This window comes from Nocardioides sp. NPDC101246, from assembly GCF_044767415.1.
In the GTDB taxonomy this organism is placed as follows: domain Bacteria; phylum Actinomycetota; class Actinomycetes; order Propionibacteriales; family Nocardioidaceae; genus Nocardioides.
This window is the reverse complement of the sequence record NZ_JBIWNX010000011.1, coordinates 157,249-179,596: the sequence shown is the minus strand read 5'-3', so window position 1 is coordinate 179,596 and position 22,348 is coordinate 157,249. Positions and strand designations below refer to the sequence as shown.

At 70.6% G+C, this 22,348-nt stretch carries 23 protein-coding genes; 12 read left to right on the top strand and 11 right to left on the bottom strand.

Annotated elements, in window-relative coordinates; all coding sequences use genetic code 11:
- The first annotated feature begins 1 nt into the window (after window position 1).
- The 11 genes from urtB to ACIRON_RS20640 are packed head-to-tail and all read left to right on the top strand — an operon-like array spanning window position 2 to window position 8,917.
- A complete protein-coding gene (gene urtB, locus ACIRON_RS20690; RefSeq protein ID WP_402994998.1) occupies window positions 2–886 on the top strand; it encodes an urea ABC transporter permease subunit UrtB in 885 nt (294 codons plus the stop codon).
- Window positions 883–1,986, top strand: a complete 1,104-nt coding sequence (gene urtC / locus ACIRON_RS20685) for an urea ABC transporter permease subunit UrtC (protein WP_402994996.1) — start codon at window positions 883–885, stop codon at window positions 1,984–1,986. The genes urtB and urtC overlap by 4 nt, the downstream gene beginning before the upstream one ends.
- Window positions 1,983–2,717: an urea ABC transporter ATP-binding protein UrtD gene (gene urtD, locus ACIRON_RS20680; protein WP_402994994.1), complete on the top strand. Its 735-nt coding sequence runs from the start codon at window positions 1,983–1,985 to the stop codon at window positions 2,715–2,717. Before urtC ends, urtD begins: the two co-directional genes overlap by 4 nt.
- Window positions 2,717–3,394, top strand: coding sequence for an ATP-binding cassette domain-containing protein (locus ACIRON_RS20675; RefSeq protein WP_402994993.1), 678 nt, complete (start codon window positions 2,717–2,719; stop codon window positions 3,392–3,394). Before urtD ends, ACIRON_RS20675 begins: the two co-directional genes overlap by 1 nt.
- A 12-nt stretch (window positions 3,395–3,406) precedes the next feature.
- Window positions 3,407–3,709, top strand: coding sequence for an urease subunit gamma (locus ACIRON_RS20670; protein ID WP_008357715.1), 303 nt, complete (start codon window positions 3,407–3,409; stop codon window positions 3,707–3,709).
- Window positions 3,710–3,739: 30 nt separating this feature from the next.
- Complete coding sequence (ureB, locus tag ACIRON_RS20665) at window positions 3,740–4,054, top strand: urease subunit beta (RefSeq protein WP_402995145.1); 315 nt, start codon at window positions 3,740–3,742, stop codon at window positions 4,052–4,054.
- Window positions 4,054–5,748 (top strand): urease subunit alpha, encoded by a 1,695-nt coding sequence (locus ACIRON_RS20660; RefSeq protein ID WP_402994990.1) that lies wholly within the window; start codon window positions 4,054–4,056, stop codon window positions 5,746–5,748. The genes ureB and ACIRON_RS20660 overlap by 1 nt, the downstream gene beginning before the upstream one ends.
- 5 nt (window positions 5,749–5,753) lie before the next feature.
- Complete coding sequence (locus tag ACIRON_RS20655; protein ID WP_402994988.1) at window positions 5,754–6,416, top strand: urease accessory protein UreF; 663 nt, start codon at window positions 5,754–5,756, stop codon at window positions 6,414–6,416.
- The gene (ureG, locus tag ACIRON_RS20650; RefSeq protein WP_402994986.1) at window positions 6,409–7,152 is read left to right on the top strand and encodes an urease accessory protein UreG; all 744 of its coding nucleotides are present in this window, start codon (window positions 6,409–6,411) and stop codon (window positions 7,150–7,152) included. The genes ACIRON_RS20655 and ureG overlap by 8 nt, the downstream gene beginning before the upstream one ends.
- Window positions 7,133–7,879: an urease accessory protein UreD gene (locus ACIRON_RS20645; RefSeq protein ID WP_402994984.1), complete on the top strand. Its 747-nt coding sequence runs from the start codon at window positions 7,133–7,135 to the stop codon at window positions 7,877–7,879. The genes ureG and ACIRON_RS20645 overlap by 20 nt, the downstream gene beginning before the upstream one ends.
- Before the next feature lie 12 nt (window positions 7,880–7,891).
- Complete coding sequence (locus ACIRON_RS20640) at window positions 7,892–8,917, top strand: LLM class flavin-dependent oxidoreductase (protein WP_402994982.1); 1,026 nt, start codon at window positions 7,892–7,894, stop codon at window positions 8,915–8,917.
- A 1-nt stretch (window position 8,918) separates the two neighbouring features.
- Here the strand turns inward: ACIRON_RS20640 and ACIRON_RS20635 are convergent, their stop codons facing one another.
- From ACIRON_RS20635 to ACIRON_RS20595, 9 genes are all read right to left on the bottom strand, one after another.
- On the bottom strand, window positions 8,919–10,109 hold the full coding sequence (locus ACIRON_RS20635) for an amidohydrolase (protein ID WP_402994980.1): 1,191 nt from the start codon (window positions 10,107–10,109) through the stop codon (window positions 8,919–8,921).
- Complete coding sequence (locus ACIRON_RS20630) at window positions 10,106–11,329, bottom strand: amidohydrolase family protein (protein ID WP_402994978.1); 1,224 nt, start codon at window positions 11,327–11,329, stop codon at window positions 10,106–10,108. The genes ACIRON_RS20635 and ACIRON_RS20630 overlap by 4 nt, the downstream gene beginning before the upstream one ends.
- Window positions 11,330–11,349: 20 nt before the next feature.
- Window positions 11,350–12,483, bottom strand: a complete 1,134-nt coding sequence (locus tag ACIRON_RS20625; RefSeq protein WP_402994976.1) for a hypothetical protein — start codon at window positions 12,481–12,483, stop codon at window positions 11,350–11,352.
- Between the two features lie 23 nt (window positions 12,484–12,506).
- Complete coding sequence (locus ACIRON_RS20620; RefSeq protein WP_402994974.1) at window positions 12,507–13,361, bottom strand: ABC transporter permease; 855 nt, start codon at window positions 13,359–13,361, stop codon at window positions 12,507–12,509.
- Window positions 13,358–14,158: an ABC transporter ATP-binding protein gene (locus tag ACIRON_RS20615; RefSeq protein WP_402994972.1), complete on the bottom strand. Its 801-nt coding sequence runs from the start codon at window positions 14,156–14,158 to the stop codon at window positions 13,358–13,360. Before ACIRON_RS20615 ends, ACIRON_RS20620 begins: the two co-directional genes overlap by 4 nt.
- Window positions 14,159–14,229: 71 nt before the next feature.
- The gene (locus ACIRON_RS20610) at window positions 14,230–14,895 is read right to left on the bottom strand and encodes a GntR family transcriptional regulator (protein WP_402994970.1); all 666 of its coding nucleotides are present in this window, start codon (window positions 14,893–14,895) and stop codon (window positions 14,230–14,232) included.
- Window positions 14,895–16,364, bottom strand: a complete 1,470-nt coding sequence (locus ACIRON_RS20605; RefSeq protein WP_402994968.1) for an NCS2 family permease — start codon at window positions 16,362–16,364, stop codon at window positions 14,895–14,897. The genes ACIRON_RS20610 and ACIRON_RS20605 overlap by 1 nt, the downstream gene beginning before the upstream one ends.
- Window positions 16,365–16,549: 185 nt before the next feature.
- Window positions 16,550–16,795 (bottom strand): hypothetical protein, encoded by a 246-nt coding sequence (locus ACIRON_RS20600; protein ID WP_402994966.1) that lies wholly within the window; start codon window positions 16,793–16,795, stop codon window positions 16,550–16,552.
- Window positions 16,796–16,891: 96 nt separating this feature from the next.
- Entirely contained in the window at window positions 16,892–19,306 is a 2,415-nt protein-coding gene (locus ACIRON_RS20595) for a GH92 family glycosyl hydrolase (protein WP_402994964.1), read from the bottom strand.
- A 203-nt stretch (window positions 19,307–19,509) separates the two neighbouring features.
- Between ACIRON_RS20595 and ACIRON_RS20590 the strand changes: the two genes are divergently transcribed.
- Complete coding sequence (locus tag ACIRON_RS20590) at window positions 19,510–19,959, top strand: hypothetical protein (RefSeq protein WP_402994962.1); 450 nt, start codon at window positions 19,510–19,512, stop codon at window positions 19,957–19,959.
- 55 nt (window positions 19,960–20,014) lie between these two features.
- Here the strand turns inward: ACIRON_RS20590 and nemA are convergent, their stop codons facing one another.
- A complete protein-coding gene (gene nemA, locus ACIRON_RS20585) occupies window positions 20,015–21,106 on the bottom strand; it encodes an N-ethylmaleimide reductase (protein ID WP_402994960.1) in 1,092 nt (363 codons plus the stop codon).
- 24 nt (window positions 21,107–21,130) lie between these two features.
- Window positions 21,131–22,303 (bottom strand): ROK family transcriptional regulator, encoded by a 1,173-nt coding sequence (locus ACIRON_RS20580; RefSeq protein ID WP_091053284.1) that lies wholly within the window; start codon window positions 22,301–22,303, stop codon window positions 21,131–21,133.
- Between the last annotated feature and the right edge of the window lie 45 nt (window positions 22,304–22,348).

The following is a 22,348-nucleotide window of genomic DNA, read 5'->3' as shown; positions in this document are numbered from 1 at the left end:
GTTGGACGCGCTCCTCGCCCAGGTCTTCACCGGCATCTCCGCCGGTGCGGTCCTGCTCCTCATCGCCCTCGGGCTCACCCTGACCTTCGGTCAGATGGGCGTGATCAACATGGCCCACGGCGAGTTCATCATGGCCGGCGCGTACACCGCCTATGTCGTCTCGACCATCGTCGCCAGCACCGAGCTGAGTCTGCTGATCGCGCTCCCCGTGGGGTTCGTGATCGGCGGCCTGCTCGGGCTGGCGCTCGAGGCGAGCGTGCTGCGGTGGATGTACGCCCGTCCGCTGGACACGCTGCTGGTCACATACGGCGTCGGTCTCGTCCTGCAGCAGGTCGCGCGCGACATCTTCGGGGCTCCGGCCAAGGAGGTGCCCGCGCCGAGCTGGCTCGACGGGTCGATCCCGATCCTGGGCTACGACTTCCCGCTGACCAGGCTCTTCATCATCGTCCTGGCCGCGGGCTGCGTGGCCGCGCTGCTCGCCGTGCTCCGGTTCACCGCCCTCGGGCGGCAGATCCGGGCGACCGTCGGCAACCGCGACCTCGCCGAGACCATCGGCATCTCGACCCGCCGCACCGACCGGGCCACCTTCTTCATCGGGTCGGGCCTGGCCGGTGTGGCCGGGGTGGCGCTCACCCTGCTCGGGTCGACCGGCCCCAACCTCGGTACGTCCTACATCGTGCAGGCGTTCCTGGTGGTCGTCGTCGGCGGCATCGGACACCTCAAGGGCACCATCGTCGCGGCTCTCGGGATCGGCCTGCTGCAGGCGTTCCTCGCCCACGCCCTGACCGGCTCGGTCGCCCAGGTGATCGTCTTCCTGGCGATCGTCGCGTTCCTGCAGCTGCGCCCGCAGGGCATCCTCTCGGTCCGAACCAGGAGCCTGGCATGAGACTCCCCGATCTCAAACGCGCGACCCCGTATGTCGGCTGGCTGCTGCTCGCGCTCGCCCTGCTCGTCCTCGCCCCGGCGGTCCTGTCCGACTTCCGCCTCGGCCTGCTCGCGAAGTACTGCTGCTACGCCATCGCGGCGGTCGGCATCGGCCTGGCCTGGGGCCGTGGCGGGATGCTGGTGCTCGGCCAGGGGCTCTACTTCGGCATCGGCGCCTACGCGATGGCGATGCACCTCAAGCTCGCCGACGCCGGTCCCGGCGGGGTGCCGGACTTCATGGCGCTCTACGGTGACGCCACGGTGCCGGGATGGTGGGAGCCGCTGCGCAACGGCGGGCTCGCGCTCGTCGTCATCCTCGTCCTGCCGGCACTCGTGGCCGGCCTGCTGGGGCTCGCGGTGTTCAAGCGGCGGATCAAGGGGGCGTACTTCGCCATCCTGAGCCAAGCGCTCGCGGCCGCCTTCGCGATCCTGCTCGTCGGTCAGGTGAAGACCACCGGCGGCGCCAACGGCTTGAACAACTTCCAGGGCTTCTTCGGGTACGCCCTCTTCGACCCGGCCAACAAGCGGATGCTCTACTTCCTCGCCGCCGGGATCCTGCTGGTCTCGATCCTGGCGATGGCCTGGCTCTATCGCACCCGCTTCGGCGAGCTGCTAGTGGCCGTCCGCGACGGCGAGGAGCGGGTGCGCTTCCTCGGCACCGACCCGGCCAACGTCAAGCTGGCGGCGTACGTCATCGCGGCCGTGCTGGCCTCGATCGGCGGCGCTCTCTTCGTGCCGATCGCCGGGATCGTCTCGCCCGACGACGTCGGTGTGGTCGCCTCGATCGGGCTGCTGGCCGGGGTGGCGCTCGGTGGGCGTGCCTCGTTGCTCGGCCCGGCCGTCGGTGCGCTCCTGGTCGGCTACGCCGAGACGTCGCTCTCCGAGGCGTTCCCGGGTTCGTGGTCGTACTTCCAGGGTGGCCTGTTCGTGCTGGTCATCCTGCTGTTGCCGGGTGGGCTGGCGCAGCTCCTGGGCCTGGTGAGAGGTCTGGTCTCGCGCCGTACGGAGTCCCGGACCTCCGCCGAACCGGAGACACGAGTGGCGGAGGAGGTCACCGCATGAGCACAGAGACGCTGGAGGTCAGCGACCTGCGGGTCGAGTTCGACGGTTTCGTGGCGATCGACGGAGTGTCCCTGACCCTCGAGCCGGGCCGGCTGCACTTCCTGATCGGCCCCAACGGCGCCGGGAAGACGACGCTCGTGGACGCCCTGACCGGCCTGGCCAACGGAAGTGGTGAAGCGCGTTATCGCACACGCGATCTGCTCACGCTGGCATCGCACCGGATCACCCGCCTCGGGGTGGGACGTACGTTCCAGACCGCCACGGTCTTCGAGGAGCTGAGCGTGCTGCAGAACCTCGACATCGCCGCCGGCGTGCACCGGGCGCGGTGGCGGTTGATGCTGCCGCGGCGGGGGACACCCGATCAGGTCGCCGGGGTGCTGGAGACCGTGGGGCTCACCGAGCTGGCGGACCGGCCCGCGGGCGTGCTCTCGCACGGCCAGAAGCAGTGGCTGGAGATCGGCATGCTGCTCGTCCAGGACTCCGAGGTGATGCTGCTCGACGAGCCCGTCGCCGGGATGTCGGCCGAGGAACGGGAGGCGACCGGAGAGCTGCTGCGCCGGATCAGCCCGGAGCGGACCGTCGTGGTCATCGAGCACGACATGGACTTCGTCAGAAGCTTCGCCGACATCGTGACCGTGCTGCACGCGGGCAAGGTGATCGCTGAGGGCACTGCCGCCGAGATCAGGGAGGACGCCGAGGTGCAGCGGGTCTATCTGGGAGAGGACGCCTGATGCTGAGGATCGAATCGGTCACCGGCGGCTACGGCCGAACCACGGTGCTCCACGAGGTCAGCCTCGAGGTCCCGGCGGGCGCCGCGGTGGCGCTGATGGGACACAACGGCGCCGGCAAGACGACCCTGCTCAAGGCGGCGGTCGGGCTGGTCAAGGCCAAGACCGGCCGGGTGCTGCTCGACGGCGAGGACGTCACCGCGCTGAGGCCGAGCGCACGCGTGAAGCGAGGCCTGGGCTACGTCCCCCAGGGCCAGCAGAGCTTCGGCGACATGACCGCGCTGGAGAACCTCCAGCTGGTCGGCGACCGGGCCGGGATCAGCGAGATGCTCGACCTGTTCCCGGCGTTGAAGGACCTGCTCGGCCGACGCGCCGGGCTGCTCTCCGGTGGTCAGCGCCAACAGCTCTCGATCGCGCGTACGCTGCTGACCAGGCCGCGCCTGCTCATCCTCGACGAGCCGACCGAAGGCATCCAGCCCAACGTCGTCGCCGAGATCGAGCGGGTGATCTCCGAGCTCACCGGTCGCGGCGACCTCACGGTGCTGCTCGTCGAGCAGCACGTCGGGTTCGCGCTGCGTACGGCCTCCGCCTACTACATCCTCGAGGCCGGCCGGATCACCGCGCGCGGTGACGGCGGCTCCGAGGCGCACGATCACGTCCGATCCCAGCTGGCCGTCTAGAGAGTTGGCGACATGCATCTGACCCCGTCCGACACCGAGAAGCTGCTGCTGTCAGTGGCCGGGATGGTCGCGCGCGACCGCCTCGCCCGCGGGGTGCTCCTCAACTACCCCGAGTCGGTCGCGCTGCTCTCCACCTGGGTGATCGAGCGCGCGCGTGAGGGGGCGTTGGTCTCCGACCTGATGACGCAGGGGCGCGCCGTGCTGACCCGCGAGCAGGTCATGCCCGACGTCGTCGACATGCTCGTCGAGGTGCAGGTCGAGGCCACCTTCCCCGACGGCCGCAAGCTCGTCACCATCCACCAGCCCATCGCATGAAGCACAGCGCCTGAGGAGGCCGGCATGTCCATGCAGTCCAGCGGTCCCGGAGCCGTACGCGTCGCCGACGGCACCATCCGGCTCAACACCGACCGGAGCGAGTCGGAGCGGCGTACGTTGGTCGTCCTCAACACAGGCGACCGACCGGTCCAGATCGGTTCCCACATCCACCTCGCCGAGGTGAACTCGGCCCTCGCCTTCGATCGCGAGGCGGCCGAGGGGTTCCGGCTCGACATCCCCGCCGGCACCTCGCGCCGGTTCGAGCCGGGTGCATCCCGGGAGGTCGCGATCGTCGCGCTCAAGGGTGCCCGTCGTGTGCCCGGCATCCAGGTGAAGGAGGCCTGATGGTTGAGATCAGCAGGAGCGAGTACGCCGCGCTCTACGGCCCCACGACCGGCGACCAGGTGCGCCTGGGTGACACCGACCTGTGGATCGAGGTCGAGGACGACCTGACCGCCGGTGGGGAGGAGTCGGTCTTCGGCGGCGGCAAGTCGATCCGCGAGTCGATGAACCAGTCGACGGTGCCGCGGGCCGAGGGTGCGCTCGACACGGTGATCACCAACGCTCTCGTGCTCGACCACTGGGGCATCGTCCGTGCCGACGTCGGCATCCGCGGCGGAAGGATCATCGCTCTGGGTCGCTCCGGCAACCCCGACATCGCCGACGGCGTCCACCCCGACCTGGTCATCGGGCCGGGCACAGACGTGGTCAGCGGCGAAGGGAAGATCCTCACCGCCGGAGCGATCGACGTCCACGTACATCTCCTGTCCCGCTCCCAGATCATCGAGGCGATCTCGACCGGGACCACGACCGTCGGCGGTGGCGGCACCGGACCCTCGGAGGGCTCCAAGGCCACCACGGTCACCCCCGGACCGTGGCACCTGGAGACCATCCACCGCGCGCTCGACGACATGCCGGTCAACCTGCTGCTGATGGGCAAGGGCAACACCGTCTCCGCCGCCGGGCTGGCCGAGCAGGCGCTGGCCGGAGCCGCCGCCTACAAGGTCCACGAGGACTGGGGTTCGACCCCGGCCGCCATCGACGCCTCTCTCAGGGCCGCCGACGAGCACGGCCTGCAGGTCACGCTGCACTCGGACTCGCTCAACGAGGCGGGCTACCTGGAGTCGACGGTCGCCGCGATCGCCGGCCGCTCGATCCACGCCTTCCACGCCGAGGGCGCCGGGGGAGGGCACGCGCCCGACATCCTCTCGGTCGCCTCGCTGCCCTACGTCATCCCCGGCTCCACCAACCCGACCCTCCCGCACACCGTCAACACCGTCGCCGAGCATCTCGACATGCTGATGGTCTGCCACCACCTCAACCCGCGCGTCCCCGAGGACCTGGCCTTCGCCGAGTCCCGGATCCGGGCGACCACGATCGCCGCCGAGGACGTACTGCACGACCTCGGCGCGCTCTCGATCACCTCCTCCGACGCCCAGGCGATGGGCCGCATCGGCGAGGTCGTCTGCCGCACCTGGCAGGTCGCCCACGCGATGAAGGCACGCCTCGGCTCGCTGGGTGGCAAGGCCGACAACGTGCGAGCGAAGAGGTACGTCGCGAAGTACACGATCAACCCCGCCATCGCCCACGGCATCGCCGCCGAGGTCGGCTCCGTGGAGCCCGGCAAGATGGCCGACCTGGTCCTCTGGGACCCGCGGTTCTTCGGGATCCGGCCCGAGGTCGTGATGAAGGCCGGCGCCCTGGTCTGGGGCGCCCTCGGTGACCCGAACGCCTCCATCCCGACCCCGCAGCCGGTGCTCATGCGGCCGACGCTGGTGGGACCGGGGGCGGACCACGCGGTCTCGTTCGTCGCGCCGTCCGCGCTGGACGCCGGCCTCGCCGAGCGCCTCGGTCTGCGCCGGCGCCTGGTCGGGATCGCCCCGACCCGGGACGTCGGGAAGGCGCAGATGGTCAACAACTCCGCGACCCCGGACATCCGGGTCGAGCCCGAGACGTTCCGCATCCACGTCGACGGCGAGCTGATCGAGCCCGCCCCCGCGACCGAGCTGCCGCTGACGCAGCTCTACTCGATGTTCTGAGCGCGATGTCGGACGACCTGCTCATGATGCTGCTGGCCGACGCCCGCCTCCCGGTCGCCGGTCACACCCAGTCCGGCCAGCTCGAGGCAGCCGTACGCTCCGGGCTCGCCGCCGACCAGGTGCCCGACTTCATGCGGTCGCGACTGGCCAGCGTCGTGCGGGTCGAGGCGGGCACGGCGGTCGTGGCGCTGCACCGGCTGCGCGCCGGCCTGCCGTTGGAGCCGGTCCTGGGCGCCTGGGCGGCGCGCACGCCCGCGGCCTCGATGCGGGACACCTCGCGCACCCTCGGCCGAGCACTGTTGAGGCTGGTCAGGCGCCTGTTCCCGGAATCGCCGCACGTCGCGGAGGTGGCCGTCCTCGAGCGGCCCTGCCGTCCGCTCGTCCTGGCCGCGGCGGCCGCCACCGGTGGCATCGCGCCGGCCTCGCTGGGCCGGCTGGTGGCGTACGACGACCTGCAGACGGTCGCCTCGGCATCCCTCAAGCTGCTGCCTCTCGACCCGCTCGAGACCACCTCGTGGGTCTATGACCTGCTGCCGGAGGCCGAGCGGCTCGCCACCGAGGTCGCCCCGCTCACCGACCCCCACGACATCCCGGCGCCCAGCGCGCCCCAGCTAGACCTGTGGGCCCAGGCCCACGCCCACACGACCAGGAGGTTGTTCAGTGCCTGAAGACGCGACAAAGAATGGGACGAAGGACGACAGGGGGCTGCGCATCGGAGTGTGCGGGCCGGTCGGGACCGGGAAGAGCTCGCTCATCGCGCTGCTGTGCCGCGAGCTCTCCGCCGATCTGGAGATCGGTGTGGTCACCAACGACATCTACACCGACGAGGACGCCCGCTTCCTCCGCTCCGCTGGCGTGCTCGACCCGGCCCGCATCCGGGCCGTCGAGACCGGCGCGTGCCCGCACACCGCCATCCGTGACGATGTGACCGCCAACCTGATCGCCGTCGAGGAGCTCGAGGAGGAGTTCGCGCCCCTGGACGTGGTCCTGGTCGAGTCCGGCGGCGACAACCTCACCGCCACCTTCTCCCCGGCGCTGGTCGACACCCAGATCTTCCTGATCGACGTCGCCGGCGGCGGCGACGTCGCCCGCAAGGGCGGCCCCGGCATCGAGCGCGCCGACCTGCTCGTGGTCAACAAGACCGACCTCGCCCCGTACGTCGGTGTCGACCCGGTCGCGATGGTCTCCGACGCGGGGTCGGTCCGCGAGGGGCGCCCGGTCATCGCGCTCTCCCGTACGGACCCGGCCTCCGTGGAGGCGCTGGTGGGATGGGTGCGATCCGAGCTGACCCGGCACCGCGGCGGATCCCTCGTCCCGGCCGACCCGGGGCCGATGGCGCCGCACTTCCACGCGGACGGAACCAGCCACACCCACGAGCACGAACATGACCACCAGCACGCCTGAGCTGGCCAGCGGGTCCCTGACCCGGGTGCGGATCGGCGCCGTCGACGGCACGCGGGTGCGTGTGGAGACCGGCATGACCGGCCCGGCCACGGCGCCGGCCCTGCGGCCGATGCTGCTCGCCAGCGACGCCCGCTCGGCGCGGATCTCGCTGGTCCCCGACGGCGCCATGCTCCTGGCCGGCGACGACGTCACGGTCGAGGTCGAGGTGGGGGAGGGCGCGAGCCTGACCCTGGTCGAGCCCGCCGGGACGGTCGCGTACGACATGGACGGCGGCCACGCGTCCTGGACGGTCACCATCACCCTCGCCGCGAACGCCACCCTGGTCTGGGCCGGCGAGCCGTTCGTCGTCTCCGCCGGCGCCGACGTCACCCGCGACACCCGGGTCACGCTCGGCCCCGGCGCCAGGCTCGCCCTCCGCGAGACCCTCGTCCTCGGCCGCCACGGCGAGCGCCCCGGCCGGGTGAGCACCACCTGGACGGCCCACGAGCACGACGGCCGCCCGCTCCTGGTCGAGTCCCTCGACCTGGACGCGAGCTCCCTGGTGCCCGGACTCGTCGGCTCGCACCGGGTGCTGGCGTCGGTCACGGCGTTCGGGCGAGACGTACCGCCCGACGTCTGCCCGGGCGGACGGCTCGACCTGGAGCGTGGCGGTGTTCTGTGGCGCCATCTGGCCGACGAGACCCACGAGGTCCCGGCAGAGCCGTGGGAATGCGCCACCACTGGTTGATGTTTCAACGGCATGACTGACATCGAGTTCGGACTGGACACCTTCGGCGGGGTCACCCGCGACGCCGAAGGCAAGCCGCAGCACCACGCGCAGGTGATCCGGAACATCGTCGAGGAGGGCGTGCTCGCCGACCAGGTCGGGCTCGACTTCTTCGGTGTCGGCGAGCACCACCGCCGCGACTTCGCCGTCTCCAGCCCGGAGATGGTGCTCGCCGCGGTCGCCTCCCGCACCGAGCGGCTTCGGCTCGGTTCTGCGGTGACGGTGCTCAGCTCCGACGACCCGGTGCGGGTCTTCGAGCGCTTCGCCACGCTCGACGCGGTCTCGAACGGCCGCGCCGAGATCGTCGCCGGGCGTGGGTCGTTCACCGAGTCGTTCCCGCTGTTCGGGTTCGACCTCGCCGACTACGAGGAGCTCTTCGAGGAGCGGCTCGAGCTGCTCTCCGCCCTGCTGAAGGAGGAGAAGGTCACCTGGGAGGGCCGCACCCGCGCGGCGCTCACCGACCAGGAGGTCTTCCCGCGCACCGAGAACGGCCTGACCGCCTGGGTCGGCGTCGGCGGCAGCCCGGAGTCGGTCGTCCGCACCGCCCGCCACGGCTTCGGCCTCTTCCTGGCGATCATCGGCGGCCCGGCCGACCGGTTCGCGCCCTACATCGACCTCTTCGAGCGCGCCCAGGACGAGTTCGGGACGCCGCGGCAGCGCGTCGCCGTCCACTCGCCCGGGTTCGTCGCGGCGACGGATGAGCAGGCCCGGGAGACGGTCTACGAGGGCTGGCTGGCGATGCGCACCCAGATCGGCCGCGAGCGCGGCTGGCCGCCGCCCTCGCCCGGTGACTTCGAGCGCGAGATCGAGGGCGGATCCCTCTACGTCGGCTCGCCCGAGACGGTCGCCCGGAAGCTGGCCGGCACCATCAAGGTCCTCGGTGTCGACCGCTTCGACCTGAAGTACGACCAGGGTCAGGTGCGCCACGAGGACCTGATGGGCTCGATCGAGCTCTACGGCACCCAGGTCGTGCCGCTCGTCAAGGAGATGCTGGGCTGACTCAGCCCAGCGTGACGGTCTCGACGCGGGTGGCGACCACCTCGCCGGCATGCAGGACGGTCCGCGAGGTGGGAGCGGCCGCGACGGCCGCGGCAGGCGTCGGCACGTCGAGCACCAGCAGGTCCGCCGGCGCGCCGACGACGATGCCGTACGAGTCGAGGCCCATCGCCTGCGCGGCCGCGTCGGTGACGAGGTCGAGGGCGACGGCGAGGGTCTCGTCGGTACGGAACCCGGACTGGTAGGCGACCTGGCGGGCGATCGCGAGCATGTCGCCGTCGCCGTAGGGCCACCAGGCGTCTCGGATGTTGTCCGAGCCGGACCAGACGGTGGCGCCCTCCTCGCGCAGTGCCAGCACCGGCGGCATCGGCCCGGCCGGCCCGTTGGTCAGCACCGAGACGCCCGCCTCGGCGAAGAGCCCGCCGACCCGGCGGGCCTCCTCGAGGGTGATCGAGCCGAGGCCGTACGCATGGCTCACGTTCACCCGCCCGCCCAGCCCCTCGGCGCGGGTCCGCTCCGCGATCAGCTCGTACTGACGGACAGCGGGAGCGCCCAGGTCATGGAGGTGGATGTCGACGCCGGCGCCGTGCCGGGTGGCGAGGCCGAAGACGATGTCGAGGTGGGCCTCGGCGTCGCCGTCGAAGCCGTCCGGGTCGAGCCCGCCGACAAGGTCCGCGCCCGCGGCCAGTGCCTCGTTGAGGAGCTTCTTGGTGCCGGGCGAGGTGGTGATCCCGCTCTGCGGGAAGGCGACGATCTCGACGCGCAGCCGGTCGCGGAGCGCCTCGCGCACCTCCAGGACCGCCTCCAGACCGGCCAGGCCTACCTCGGGGTCGATGTCGACATGCGTACGCACCGTCCCGGTGCCGAACGAGATCATCTGCTCGGCCAGTGCACGAGCGCGCTCCACCACGGGCACGCCGACCTCGCCGCGCAACGTGTGCTCGGCCGCCACCCGCTCGCGGACGGTCGTGCCGGGACGGTGCGGGTGCCAGCCGGAGCCGATCAGGGTCTTGTCCAGGTGGGCGTGGCCGTTGACGAGCGCCGGCAGCAGGAGGGCACCGTCCAGATCCATGTCGCCCTCGGCAGCCGAGGAGGACGGCGGCGAGACCGCCGAGATCGTCCCGTCGGCCACCGAGACGTCGACCCGCGAGCCGTCGGCCAGGGTGGCGTTGCGAAGTGTCCTGCTGCCGGTCATGAGGTGACCTCCATGGTCTGTGTACGGATGCTGCGTTGCCGATGTACGAGCGTCCCCGACCGGAGCGAGGCCAGGACCGAGGGCACCTGGAGCGCGACGAGCCGGGGGTCGTCGGTGTCCAGGACCACCAGGTCGGCCACATCGCCCGCCGTGGTGCCGTGCGGCGCCCGCCCGAGGATCGCGGCCGGGTGGTCGGTGATCGAGGCGAGGAGCAGGTCCAGCATCTCAGCACCGACCAGCTGCCGGGTGAGCCCGGCCGTCCAGGCCGCCTGGAGCAGGTTGCCGTTGCCGTAGGGGGAGAAGGCGTTGTGCAGGTTGTTGTTCGAGACCGCGACCCGCACCCCGGCGGCATGCGCCCGCTCCAGCGGGGCCAGGCTGCGGCTGCCGGGCTCGCCGGACCCACCCAGGTAGAGGTCGGTCGCCGGCATCACGACCAGCGAGATCCCGGCCTCCGCCATCAGGGCGTACGCCACCTCCTGCTCGTCCACGGGCATCGCCGCCAGCTTGGTGACGTGCCCGATGGTGACCTGCCCCTGCATGCCGAGCGAGCGGGTGCGCTCGGCGACAGAGGCGACCATCGATCCCGAGGGGTCGTCGTCGAAGTCGAGGTGCAGGTCGACCGGGAGCCCGAACCGATCGGCCAGGCCGAAGACCACGTCGAGGTGGGCCTCCTGGTCGTCGTCGACGTACGGGCATCCGCCGACGACGCCACCGCCGTGCCGCAGCGCGGCGCTCATCAGCGCGGTCACCTCGCGGGAGAGCCCGTTCTGCGGGAAGACCGAGAGCTGCAGGTCGATCCGCTCGGCGTTCTCCTCGCGCAGCGCGATGTGCAGGTCGAGCATGTCGAGCCGGATGTCGGCGTCGACCTCGACGTGCGCCCGCGCGGCCACGACCCCGTGGCGGACCAGCGACTCCACGCCCTGCCGGGCACCGACCTCGACGATCCCCGCGGGCTGCGTACGCCGCACCTCCTGCATCAGCGCGATCGCCGGGCCGACGCCCGGGCCGGTGGGCTCGAGCCCACCGGCGCCGAGCAGGTGGGCCTTGTCGAGGTGGACGTGGGCGTCGACGAAGGCGGGCATCACGACCGCTCCGGCGGCGTCCACGACGGTCTCCGGCCCGATGGGGGACGGGCCGGAGACCGCCGAGACGACTCCGCCGTCGATCCCGAGATCGACCAGGCCGGTGGACGTACGGGCCCCGAGAATGCGTGCGATCACTGTGCTTGCTCGATCAGGGGTCAACGCTTGATCTCGGGGTCGATGTAGTCGTTGGTGACCAGGTCGTCACCGGTGATCTCCGGGACGTCCTTGCCACCGTCCTTGAGCACGGCGGTCATCTTCTCGATCACGCTGTCGACGCGCGCGACGTCGAAGCTGCCGTAGGCGCCGTCCGGGCCGTTCGCGACAAGCCCCGTCTCGACCTGGACCTTCACCGAGTTCTCGTTGCCGCCCGGGGTGATCGGGGGGCCGTCCTTGATGGCGTCGGCGATCTCGATCAGGGTGTCGTTGACCGGCTTCGGGTCCTTCAGGTAGTCGATCTCCGACTGCTGCAGCAGCGGCACCAGCTCGGTCAGGCACGGGCTCAGCGTCTCCTCGTCGTCCGCCCGGACCGCGTACGCCTGCTGGTAGACCTGGTAGCCGGCGTCGTCGAGCATCAGGTGGGCGGTCGGCTTCGCCCACTCGGCGACGTCGTGCTCCCAGCGGTAGGGCTCGTTGCTGACGTAGCCCTGCTGGAACAGCGCGCCGTCGTCGGCGACGAACCGGCTGGGGCTGCCGTCGAAGGAGCCGTCGAGCTGCTTCTCGTCGACGAGGCCCTCGTGCACGAGGTAGTCGACCCAGCTGACGCCCTGCGCGTGCAGGACCGGCGCACCGGTGGCCTTGAGGTCGTCCCAGCTCTTCACCTCGGGGAACTTCGCGGGGTCGAACATGACCATGAACGGCGACTTCTGCATCATCGTGAACACGCCCCGGGTGGGGAACTTCTCGTAGTCGCGGATCGCGATGTCGGTGGCGACCACGCCGAGGTCGATGGTGTCGTCGGTGTAGAGCTGCGCGGTCACCGGCTGGCCGCCGATGAACGGCCCGCCGAGCCGGATCTCGGCGGTGACCCCGGTGTCACCGATCTCGCCGACGTAGGCGCCCTTGTCGACGTCGATCTCGCCGTCGGGGCCGATCAGGTTGTAGGCGGGGGAGCGTTCAGGGGTGGCGTACCAGTCGGTCTGGATGACCACGGTCGAGGGGCAGACGGCGGCGAGCGAGCCCTCCGGGGCGTCGGGGTCGCCGATCGCCTCCTCGCTGCCACCGCATCCGGTGAGCGCGAACGCGGCGAGGGCGGTGGTGGCGGTGATGCGGGTCCAACGGGCGTACGTCATGGGTTCTCTCCAGGGGGTGGGGGTCAGCGGCGAGGTGAACGGTGGGCCTCGACGGCGCGCAGAACGGCGCCGAAGAGCAGGAACAGGACGATCCCGACGAGCGAGGAGGCGGCGAGGGCGGCCATCATCAGGTCGGTGTCGAGGCTCTGCCGGTAGGTGTCGATCAGCCGGCCGATGCCGGGCTGTCCCTGCCGGAAGAAGAAGTCGGCGATGATCGAGCCGACCACCGCCATCCCGGCCGAGATCCGGAAGCCGGCCAGCGCCGCGGGGAGCGCGGTGGGCAGCTGGAGGTGGATGAGCCGCTGCCAGCGCGAGGCGCGGAAGAGCGAGAACTGGTCGTGCAGGTTGTCGTCGACCGAGGCGATGCCGAACATCGTGTTGGTGATGATCGGGAACAGCGAGTGCAGCACGCACACGATCAGCCGCGAGGTGAAGTCGTAGCCGAACCAGAACCCGAGCAGCGGCACCATCGCCAGGATCGGGATGGTCTGCAGGATCACGGCATAGGGGTAGAACGACGCCTCCGCCCAGCGGGCCTGGCTCATCACGATCGCGAAGAACACGCCGATCGCCATCGCCAGCACCAGACCCACTAGGGCGATCCTCGTGGTCGACCACAGGGCCGTGAAGATCTCGGTGCGGCCGGCTTCCTGCAGGAAGCCCGCCTCGAGCACCTCCCACGGCGAGGGCAGCAGGAACTGGCGGGTGGGGGAGAGGAGCTGGGTGCTCACCAGTGTCCAGACCCCGAGGACGATCACCAGGGTGAGGACGGGAGCGACCCAGCGTACGGTCCGGCTGCCGTGACCCGGGTCGAAGCGGAGGAAGGGGACCTTCCTCAGCGTGCGGGTCTCTGGCTGGGTCTCGAGCAGCGCGGTCATGCGGCTTCCTTCTTCTGGGCTTCCTTCTTCTGGTGGGCGTCGGAGAGGGCGTCGGAGACCTGGCGGCACAGCTCGGCATACTCGCTGCTGAAGCGCAGTCCCTCGGGGCGCGGCCGAGGCAGGTCGATGCGGAGATCGGCGACGATCCGTCCCGGCTGGGAGGAGAAGACCAGCACCCGGTCGGAGAGGAAGACCGCCTCGGGCACCGAGTGGGTCACGAAGATCCCGGTGAACGGATCGGTCGCCATCAGGGTGTCGAGCTGACCGTTGAGGTCCTGGCGGGTGATCTCGTCGAGGGCGCCGAACGGCTCGTCGAAGAGGAACAGCTCCGGCCGCTGGACCAGCGAGCGGGCGATCGAGACTCGCATCCGCATCCCGCCCGAGAGCTGGGCCGGTCGATGGTCCGCGTACGCAGCCAGCCCGACGACCTCGAGCGCCGCGCGTGCCCGCTCCTCGGCCTCGAGCCTCTTGACCCGGCTCAGCCTGGTCCCGGCCAGGCGGAGCGGGAGGACCACGTTGCCCAGGGCGGTACGCCACGGCAGCAGCGTCGCGTCCTGGAAGACGTAGCCGATCTCGCCGTCGCCGCGCTCGACGCTGCCGCTGGTGGGCACGTCGAGGCCGGCGACCATGCGGAGCATCGTCGACTTGCCGCAGCCCGAGGGCCCGACGAAGGAGACGAACTCACCGGCGCGGATCTCGAAGCTCGCCTCGGCGAGCGCGGTGGTGCCGTTGGGGAACGACCTGGTGACGCTGTTGCCGGCCACCAGCACGGGCGGCTCCGTATACCGTTCGATCATTCTTGTATACAAACAGCGCGCGGTTTCGTCCTCGTTTCAGAAGACGACGGGTCTGGTTAAGCCCGGTCGGGTCAGGGGTGCTGGCGCTCGGCGCGTGCGACGAGCAGGTCGACGAGCAGGTCGGCGTCGCGGGTGACATCGGCGCGCATCGACGACTCGGCCAGCTCCTGGTCACCGGCCAGGACCGCCTCGGCGATCTCCTGGTGGTGCTTCCACGACGTGCTCGAGCGCTCCTCGAGCTGCATCTCGAAGACCCAGCGCACCTGCATCCGCAGCGACCGGGTCATCTTGGCGAGCTCGTCGTTGCCCGAGGCGATCCCGATCGCGTCGTGGAAGCGCGCGATCAGCTCCGGCAAGGCGGCATAGTCGCCGGCGGCGGTCGCGCTGGTGCCGAGCTCGAGCACCTCGGTCAGCTCCTCGCCCTGGTCGCCGCCGTGCCGCCGGGCGGCGAGCCCGGCGGCCAGGACCTCGAGGTTCTCCCGGATCACCATGAGCTGCCGGGTCTTCTGCGCCGAGGGGAAGGCGACCGTCGCGCCGCGCCGCGGCACGGTGTCGACGAACCCCTCCTGGGCCAGCACGTGCAGCGCCTCCCGCGCCGGGACGCGGGAGACCCCGTACTCCGTGGCGAGCGCCTGCTCGCGCAGCCGGTCGCCGGGCGCGAGCTCGCCGGCCATGATCTTGCGACGGATGTCGCGGGCGACCACCTCGCGCAGAGGCTGCGGGGTGGACGGGTCCATCAGCCGATCCAGCTCGAGATCGGGTGGATCGCGAAGTAGACGGCGAACATGACGGCCACCAGCCACATCAGCGGGTGCACGCTCTTGGCCTTGCCGCGGACGATCTTGATGAGGACGTACGCGAGGAAGCCGGCGCCGATGCCGACCGAGATCGAGTAGGTGAACGGCATCAGCGCGATCGTCAGGAACGCCGGGATCGCGATGTCGGGGTCGGCCCAGTTGATGTCCTTGACCTGCTGCATCATCAAGAAGCCGACCAGCACCAGGGCGGGCACCGCCGCCTCCGACGGGATGATCTCGACGAGCGGGGCGAGGAACGTGGTGAGCAGGAAGAGCACACCGGTCACGACCGCCGCCAGACCGGTGCGGGCACCCTCGCCGACGCCGGAGGCCGACTCGACGTAGGAGGTGTTGGAGGAGACGCCGCCGGCGCCACCGGCCGCGGCGGCCAGCGAGTCGACGACCAGGATCGAGCGCGTACGCGGCGGGGTGCCGTCCGCACGCAGCAGACCTGCCTCGGAGCCGATCGCCGTCATCGTGCCCATGGTGTCGAAGAAGTCGGCGAGCATGAGCGTGAAGACCAGCAGCACCGCGGTCACGATGCCGACGTTCTCGAACGAGCCGAGCAGGTTGAACTCGCCCAGCGTCGTGAACGAGGGCCAGTCGACGATCTTGTCCGGGAAGGCCGGCACGTTGAGCGCCCAGCCGGTCGGGTTCTCGGCGCCGCCCTTGCCGATCCCGGCGATCGCCTCGACCACGATCGCGACCACCGTGGTCGCCGCGATCGAGATCAGGATCGCGCCGCGGACCTTGCGCACCCACAGCGTGATCACCAGGGCCAGACCGATGACGAAGACCAGCACCGGCCAGCCCGCGAGCTGCCCCGTCGGGCCGAGCTGGACCGGAACGGTCGTGTTCGCGGCGTCGGGGATGCGGCGTACGAACCCGGCATCGACGAACGCGATCATGGCGATGAACAGACCGATACCGACCGAGATCGCGGTCTTGAGCTCCCGCGGCACGGCGTGGAAGACGGCCTCGCGGAACCCGGTCAGCACCAGCACGAGGATCACCAGACCCTCGATCACCACCAGTCCCATCGCGTCGGCCCAGGTCATCTGGCTCGCGATCGAGAACGCCACGAACGCGTTGAGCCCGAGCCCGGTCGCCAGCGCCAGCGGGTAGTTGGCCGCGAGGCCCATCAGGATCGTCATCACGCCCGCCACCAGCGCCGTACCCGCCGCGATCGCGGCCAGGTTGTCGCCGCCGTTGCCGCCGAGGAGGTCGCCGTTGACGTCCTCCGCGAACCCGAGGATCAGCGGGTTCAGCGCGACGATGTAGGCCATCGTGAAGAACGTGACCACCCCACCCCGGACCTCCCGCCCGACCGTCGAGCCGCGCGCGCTGATCTGGAAGAACCGGTCAAGAGCGTTGGTACGTGCCGGGGTCGTTGTGCTCACGCCCCGCATCTTCGCAGATGCGGGGCGCGGAGATGTCGTCGGTTGAGCCGCGAGTGCCGGCGAGCGTGTCGCAACCCACACGGTCGCTGACGTGGCTCATGCAGCCGCCGCATTTTCCCGCCATGGTGGGAGAATGCGGCACTGATGGCAACAAGTCCCCGCACCTTCCCCGCCATGGCGGGATTCTGGCGGTTCTAAGGGTGCGGTGAACACTGGCCGTGAGCTGCGTCGCGTGCGGCGAGGACGTCTTCGGTGGTGAACTTCGAATGGCCCCTGGCGGCGATCACGTCGTCGATCAGAGTCCGATTGCTGGTGATGTACGCCGCCCGGATGACTATCTCGCGCAGGTAGGAGTTCAGCGCCTGGCCACGGTCCTTCGCGCGCTGGGCAAGGGCGTCGGGCACGTCCTCGGGTAGGTCGCTGATCTTGAGGTCAGCCACGCGTGCATGATGCGCGTTCGATTCCCTCGCATCAAGTACTCCGAAATCGACCGGCCCGGTTGACGCCAGTTCATCGGGCACAGGGTCCGACTCAATTCAGTTGGTGTGATAGATCGGCAGGTCGGACTCGGCGGCGCCCCACTCCTGGTTCGGGGTCGCGCCGACGTCGACGCGGACGGTGCCGCCGCGGGTCATCACCGACTCGGGGAGCCATGACTGGCTGCGCGGTGCGCCGTCGAGGGTGACGGACTGGACGTAGATGTTCTCGGCGCTGGCACCGGGGGACTCGATGGTGATGTCGACGCCGTTGCCGCGGTGGATCACCACCTTCTCGAAGACCGGGCTGGAGATGAGCATCTCGGCGCGAGCGGGGTCCTGGGGGTAGATGCCCATCGCGGAGAAGACGTACCAGGCGGACATGGTGCCGAGGTCGTCGTTGCCGGGCAGGCCGCGGGGGCCGGTGCCGTAGGCGAGGTCGGCCATCGCGCGGACGGTCTCCTGGGACTTCCAGGGTGCGCCGAGGGCGTTGTACATCCACGGGACGTGGATGCCGGGCTCGTTGGTCGGGTCGTAGCGCAGCGCGTCGCCGCCGGTGTACTGCCAGGAGCCGTCGGCCTTGTGGAAGAACGCGTCCAGCCGCTGGATCGCCCGCTCGCGCCCACCGACGGCCTCGGCCAGCCGGGCCACGTCGTGCGGCACCATCCAGGTGTACGTCGCGCTGCTCCCTTGTGCGAAGCCGGTCTGCGTCGACGGGCTGAAGCCGGAGACCCAGCTCCCGTCGGCGTTACGGGCCTGCTGGTAGCCGTCCGTCGCGGTGGCGGCGGGGTTGAAGGTGTGCTGCCACCAGCCGGCCCGCTCCATCAGCGAGTCGGTCTCGGACGCGGAGGCACCGAAGCGTCGGCCCCAGTCGGCGAGCGAGTAGTCGGCAACGGCGTCCTCGAGGGTCTCCGCGGCACCGCCCCAGCAGCGGCAGGTGTCCTGGGGTGCGTACCCCTTGGCCAGGTAGTCGGCGAGGTTCGGCCGCTGGCCGATGCACTGGCCCGGGCAGCCGTAGCTGGACAGGCCGTCGGGGTGCGGCACCGTCGCCTGGCGGACCAGGGACTCATACGCCCCGGCGGCGTCGAAGTTGCGGACGCCGAGCGCGTAGAAGCCGGCCAGCGTCGGGGCAGAGGGATCGCCGGTCATCACGTGCGTCCAGCCGCTCAGGTGGACCCAGCGGTCCCAGACGCCGCCGTGCTGGCGCGAGTAGGCGTGCAGCGAGCGGGCGAAGTCGCCGGCGACCCGCGGCTCCAGGAGCGCGAGCAGCTGGGTGTGGGCGCGGTACTGGTCCCAGCCGGAGAAGTTGCCGTACTGGGCCTGCTGGCCGCGCTCGATCCGGTGGACCTCCTGGTCGCTGCCCCAGTAGGTGCCGGCGACGTCGGAGATGATGTTGGGCTGCAGGTAGGAGTGGTAGAGGCCGGTGTAGAAGGCGGTCTGCTCCTCGCCCGTGCCCCCGGCGACCTCGATCGAGGAGAGCGCCTTGCGCCAGGCCCCGCGAGCATCGCGCGCCACCGAGTCGACCGTGTCGCGTCGCCCGATCTCGGCGGCGAGGTTGGCCTCTGCCGCCGCCTGGCTGGTGTAGGAGATCCCGATCCGCATCCGCACGCTCTGGTCGCGGCCGGCGTCGAAGGAGACGTAGCCGCCCGAGCCCTGGCCCTGCCGGGCTGCGCCGGTCTCGTAGCCCTCGCCGCCCCGCGCCTCGGTCGAGCCCGGCTGGAGCTCGCCGTTGACCCAGGTGCCGTGCCCGCTGAAGCCGCGGTCGAACTGGGCGGTGAAGTAGAGCCGGTAGTAGGAGCGCTTGTTGCTCCCGCCGCCGTTGCCCCGCCGGCCGCAGAACGCCCCGGTGAGCACCGAGCCGCTCACCGTCCGCTTCGCCTCGTCGATCCGCGTCACCGCGCTCTCGCTGCCGTTGAGCGAGTTGGAGGTGCGGAAGAGCAGGTTCGCGGGCTTGTCGGCCGGGAAGGTCAGGTCGCTGACCGAGGCCCGGGTGGTCACCGCGGTGTCGCCCTCGGCGCCGTTGGCCAGGCCCAGCCGGTAGCGCCCCGGCTCGGCCAGCTCGTCGGCGTGGCTGAAGTTTGAGGCGTACGTCGCATCGGTCACGTCGGCGGTCGGCGAGCCGGTCATCTCACCGGTGTGCGGGAAGATCGGCACGTCGCCGGCGGCTCCGGGATGGCAGCCCGCGCCGTTGACATGGGTCAGCGAGAAGCCGCGCAGCCGCGTGGTGTCGTAGGAGTAGCCGTTCGACGCGGCGGTGTTGGTCTGGTCGCCGGCCGTGGACGTCGGGCTGAAGGAGAGCATCCCGAAGGGGCGTACGGCTCCGGGGTAGGTGTTGCCGCCGTTCGAGGAGCCGATCAGCGGGTCGACCAGCGCGACCGGGTCAGGCGTGGGCGCCGAGGCTTGGGCCGCCGACAAGGGGGAGAGCGCGCCGCCGAGCAGCGCGAGGGACAGGGCAGAAGTCACGAGAACCCGCATGGCCGAGAACCATTCCAGAGGAAGGGTCTCCGCTGTGCGGGTTCGGGTGAGGGCGGGGTGAACCTCGGACGACGCTCAGGCGGTCCACCGTGGCCCGTAGTACGGGTGCGGTACGGGAAGGGAGACGTCAGCGAAACTCCTATCTTGGGTCGACATCGGCCGGCGAGTGCGGGCCGGCTCGAGGCTTCTCTCTTGGAGGAACGATGAAGACACGTGTTCTGAAGGCCACGGTGGGGCTCGCAGCGGTGCTGGGTGGCTTGCTGATCGCAGGTCCTGCGCAGGCGGCAGACGGTCCGGTCTCCGCCCGCGTATACGCCGAGGGTTCCTCCGGCAGTGGCGGGATCGCTCGGGCAGATATCGACTTCACCAGCCAGAGGGGCAGCGTCTTTTTCGACTTCACGGTGCGCGACGTGTGTCCTGGTGACAACCTCCCGGTGCGGGCCTACATCAAGCTGGTAGGCACCGGTGGAGAGGTCGGCTTGCACTATGTGGGGTCGGATACCAACGGCTGCGGCGCAGACGGTACCAATTTCGGGAACATCTCGGTGAACGGCTCCTCGCCGGTGGCGAAAGCGGGCGTGAGGGTGTGCGTCTACAACTCGACGGGCAACCTGCGGTGCAAGGAAGCGTTTCAGGACAACCCCTACACCTGAGTCCGCTGACAAGGGACGTCGGGCGTAGGGGTTGTCGCGACGAGCGAGACGACGCTCAGGCGGTCCACTCGGGGTAGTCGGTGTAGCCGGCCTCGCCGCCGCCGTAGAAGGTCGACAGGTCGGGCTCGTTGAGCGGCAGGCTCTGCTCGAGGCGCCGGGGCAGGTCCGGGTTCGCGATGAACGTACGCCCGAACGCGGCCGCGTCGATCAGGTCGGCCTCGAGGAGGCGGGCGGCCTTCTCAGTGGTGTAGGAGCCGGCGCCGACGATCGGGCCGGGGTGGGCGGTGCGCAGCTGCTTGCGGTAGTCGTCGGTCAGCTCCGGGCCACCGGACCAGTCGGGCTCGGACAGGTGCAGGAAGGCGATGCCACGCTTGCCGATCTCGGCAGCCAGGTGGAGGCCCATCTCGGCGCCCTCGGGGTCCTCGAGCCCGTTGAAGGAGCCGATCGGGGAGATCCGGATGCCGACGTGCTCGGCGTCCCACTCGTCGACGACCGCGTCGAGCACCTCGAGCGTCAGCCGCGCTCGGTTCTCGAGCGAGCCGCCGTAGGAGTCGGTGCGCTCGTTGCTGCTCGCGCTGGTGAACTGGTGGAGCAGGTAGCCGTGGGCGGCGTGGATCTCGACCAGGTCGAAGCCGGCCTCGCGGGCGTTGCGGGTGGCGCGGCGGTAGTCCTCGACCAGGTCCGCGATCTCGGCGGTCTCCAGGGCGCGGGGCGTGGGGCAGTTGACCCTGGTCGGGGTGCCGTCCTCGCCGCGTACGGTCGTGCGGTTGCGGTAGGGGAGCGCGGAGGCGCTGACCGGGAGGTCGCCGTCGTGGAAGGCCTCGTGGGAGACCCGGCCGGTGTGCCACAGCTGCGCGGCGATCCGGCCGCCGGCCTCGTGGACGGTGTCGGTGACGTGGCGCCAGCCCTCGACCTGCTCGGCCGAGTAGATGCCCGGGGTGTCCATGTAGCCCTTGCCCTGGGGCGAGATCTGGGTGCCCTCGGAGACGATCAGCCCCGCCGAGGCACGCTGGCGGTAGTAGTCGGCCATCAGCGGGTTGGGTACGTCGCCGGGCTGCGAGGCGCGCATCCGGGTCAGTGGCGCCATCAGGACGCGGTTGGGGAGGGTCGTCGGACCCAGGCTCAGCTGCGAGAAGAGTGAAGTCACGAGACGCTCAACGTAAGCGAGCGCTCATATTGTTCCCGGCGGCGCAGGATTGGCCGATCCGGCGATGACCAGCGCGCCCATGACGCCCGCGTTGTCGCCGAGCTCGCTGGGGACGACATCGAGCGCGGCGGCGGTGTCGGGCTGGGTGAAGCGGTCGATCGAGTCCTTGATGCCGAGGACGAAGGACTCCGACTGGCGCATCGTGTCGCCCACCACGATCAGCGCCGGGTTGAGGTGGTTGCAGAGGTCGGCCAGCACCCGGCCGACCGCGCGGCCGGCGTCGTCGAGGATCCGGTTGACCCGGATGTCGCCCTCCTGGGCGAGCTCGAGCAGGCGCTCGACGGTGAGCGTCTCGTCGTAGGCGGGCTGCAGCAGCTCGACCAGCCGCGAACCGCCGAAGGCCTTCTCCAGGCAGCCGCGGTTGCCGCACCGGCAGATCGGGCCGTTGTCCTCGAAACGTACGTGGCCGATCTCGCCGGCGATCCCGGTGATCCCGCGGTAGAGCTTGCCGGCCAGGACCAGTCCGGCGCCGATGCCGCTGGACGCCTTGACGTAGATGACGTCGTCGACGTCGCGCGCGGCGCCGTACTCGACCTCGGCGAGCGCGCCGAGGTTGGCGTCGTTCTCGATCTGGACTGGCATGCCGATGCGGCGGGCGAGCTCCTCGCCCGGGGCCAGGTCCATCCAGTTCCCGAGGATGGGGGAGACGACGATGCCGCTGTGCGGGTCGACGGGGCCGGGAATCCCCATGCCGACACCGAGGACGCGGTCCTTCTTCGGGTCGATGCCCACCTCGGCCAGGCACTCGCGCACGAGTGCCGCGGCCCGGTCGATGGTCTCGACCGCGGAGTTGTCGACATCGAGGCGGATCTCGTGGTCGATGAGCGGCTTCGCGGTGAGGTCGGCGACCGCGACCCGGACGTGGCGGTGGCCGATGTCGACGCCGATGAGCGTGCCGGGAGAGCCGCTGATGGTGAGGAGCGACGGCGGCCGCCCGCCGCCCCGGGCGAGGGCGGCACCGGTGGTCTCGACGATCTGCTCGGAGGCGAGCAGCTCCTGGACGATGCTCGACACGGTGCTGCGGGAGAGTCCCGTGCGCTGGGCGAGCTCGGCGCGGCTGACCGGCGCCGACCGTCCCAGCAGGTCCAGAACCTGGGAACGATTGGCGACGCGCAGCCGCGATTCCGGAGTGGTCATGGCGTGACTGTAGGTGATTATGTCGATTTGCGACAGATCTCAGGT

Bases quoted from the DNA above. Each gene is read 5' to 3' on its own strand.
- ACIRON_RS20640 (WP_402994982.1), top strand. From the start codon at position 7,892: ATGACTGACATCGAGTTCGGACTGGACACCTTCGGCGGGGTCACCCGC.
- urtC (WP_402994996.1), top strand. From the start codon at position 883: ATGAGACTCCCCGATCTCAAACGCGCGACCCCGTATGTCGGCTGGCTG.
- ACIRON_RS20615 (WP_402994972.1), bottom strand. From the start codon at position 14,158: ATGATCGAACGGTATACGGAGCCGCCCGTGCTGGTGGCCGGCAACAGC.
- ACIRON_RS20590 (WP_402994962.1), top strand. From the start codon at position 19,510: ATGAAGACACGTGTTCTGAAGGCCACGGTGGGGCTCGCAGCGGTGCTG.
- ACIRON_RS20675 (WP_402994993.1), top strand. From the start codon at position 2,717: ATGCTGAGGATCGAATCGGTCACCGGCGGCTACGGCCGAACCACGGTG.
- ACIRON_RS20660 (WP_402994990.1), top strand. From the start codon at position 4,054: ATGGTTGAGATCAGCAGGAGCGAGTACGCCGCGCTCTACGGCCCCACG.
- ACIRON_RS20655 (WP_402994988.1), top strand. From the start codon at position 5,754: ATGTCGGACGACCTGCTCATGATGCTGCTGGCCGACGCCCGCCTCCCG.
- ACIRON_RS20635 (WP_402994980.1), bottom strand. From the start codon at position 10,109: ATGACCGGCAGCAGGACACTTCGCAACGCCACCCTGGCCGACGGCTCG.
- urtD (WP_402994994.1), top strand. From the start codon at position 1,983: ATGAGCACAGAGACGCTGGAGGTCAGCGACCTGCGGGTCGAGTTCGAC.
- ACIRON_RS20670 (WP_008357715.1), top strand. From the start codon at position 3,407: ATGCATCTGACCCCGTCCGACACCGAGAAGCTGCTGCTGTCAGTGGCC.
- ACIRON_RS20580 (WP_091053284.1), bottom strand. From the start codon at position 22,303: ATGACCACTCCGGAATCGCGGCTGCGCGTCGCCAATCGTTCCCAGGTT.
- ACIRON_RS20605 (WP_402994968.1), bottom strand. From the start codon at position 16,364: ATGCGGGGCGTGAGCACAACGACCCCGGCACGTACCAACGCTCTTGAC.
- ureB (WP_402995145.1), top strand. From the start codon at position 3,740: ATGCAGTCCAGCGGTCCCGGAGCCGTACGCGTCGCCGACGGCACCATC.
- ACIRON_RS20625 (WP_402994976.1), bottom strand. From the start codon at position 12,483: ATGACGTACGCCCGTTGGACCCGCATCACCGCCACCACCGCCCTCGCC.
- ACIRON_RS20610 (WP_402994970.1), bottom strand. From the start codon at position 14,895: ATGGACCCGTCCACCCCGCAGCCTCTGCGCGAGGTGGTCGCCCGCGAC.
- ACIRON_RS20595 (WP_402994964.1), bottom strand. From the start codon at position 19,306: ATGCGGGTTCTCGTGACTTCTGCCCTGTCCCTCGCGCTGCTCGGCGGC.
- ACIRON_RS20645 (WP_402994984.1), top strand. From the start codon at position 7,133: ATGACCACCAGCACGCCTGAGCTGGCCAGCGGGTCCCTGACCCGGGTG.
- ACIRON_RS20620 (WP_402994974.1), bottom strand. From the start codon at position 13,361: ATGACCGCGCTGCTCGAGACCCAGCCAGAGACCCGCACGCTGAGGAAG.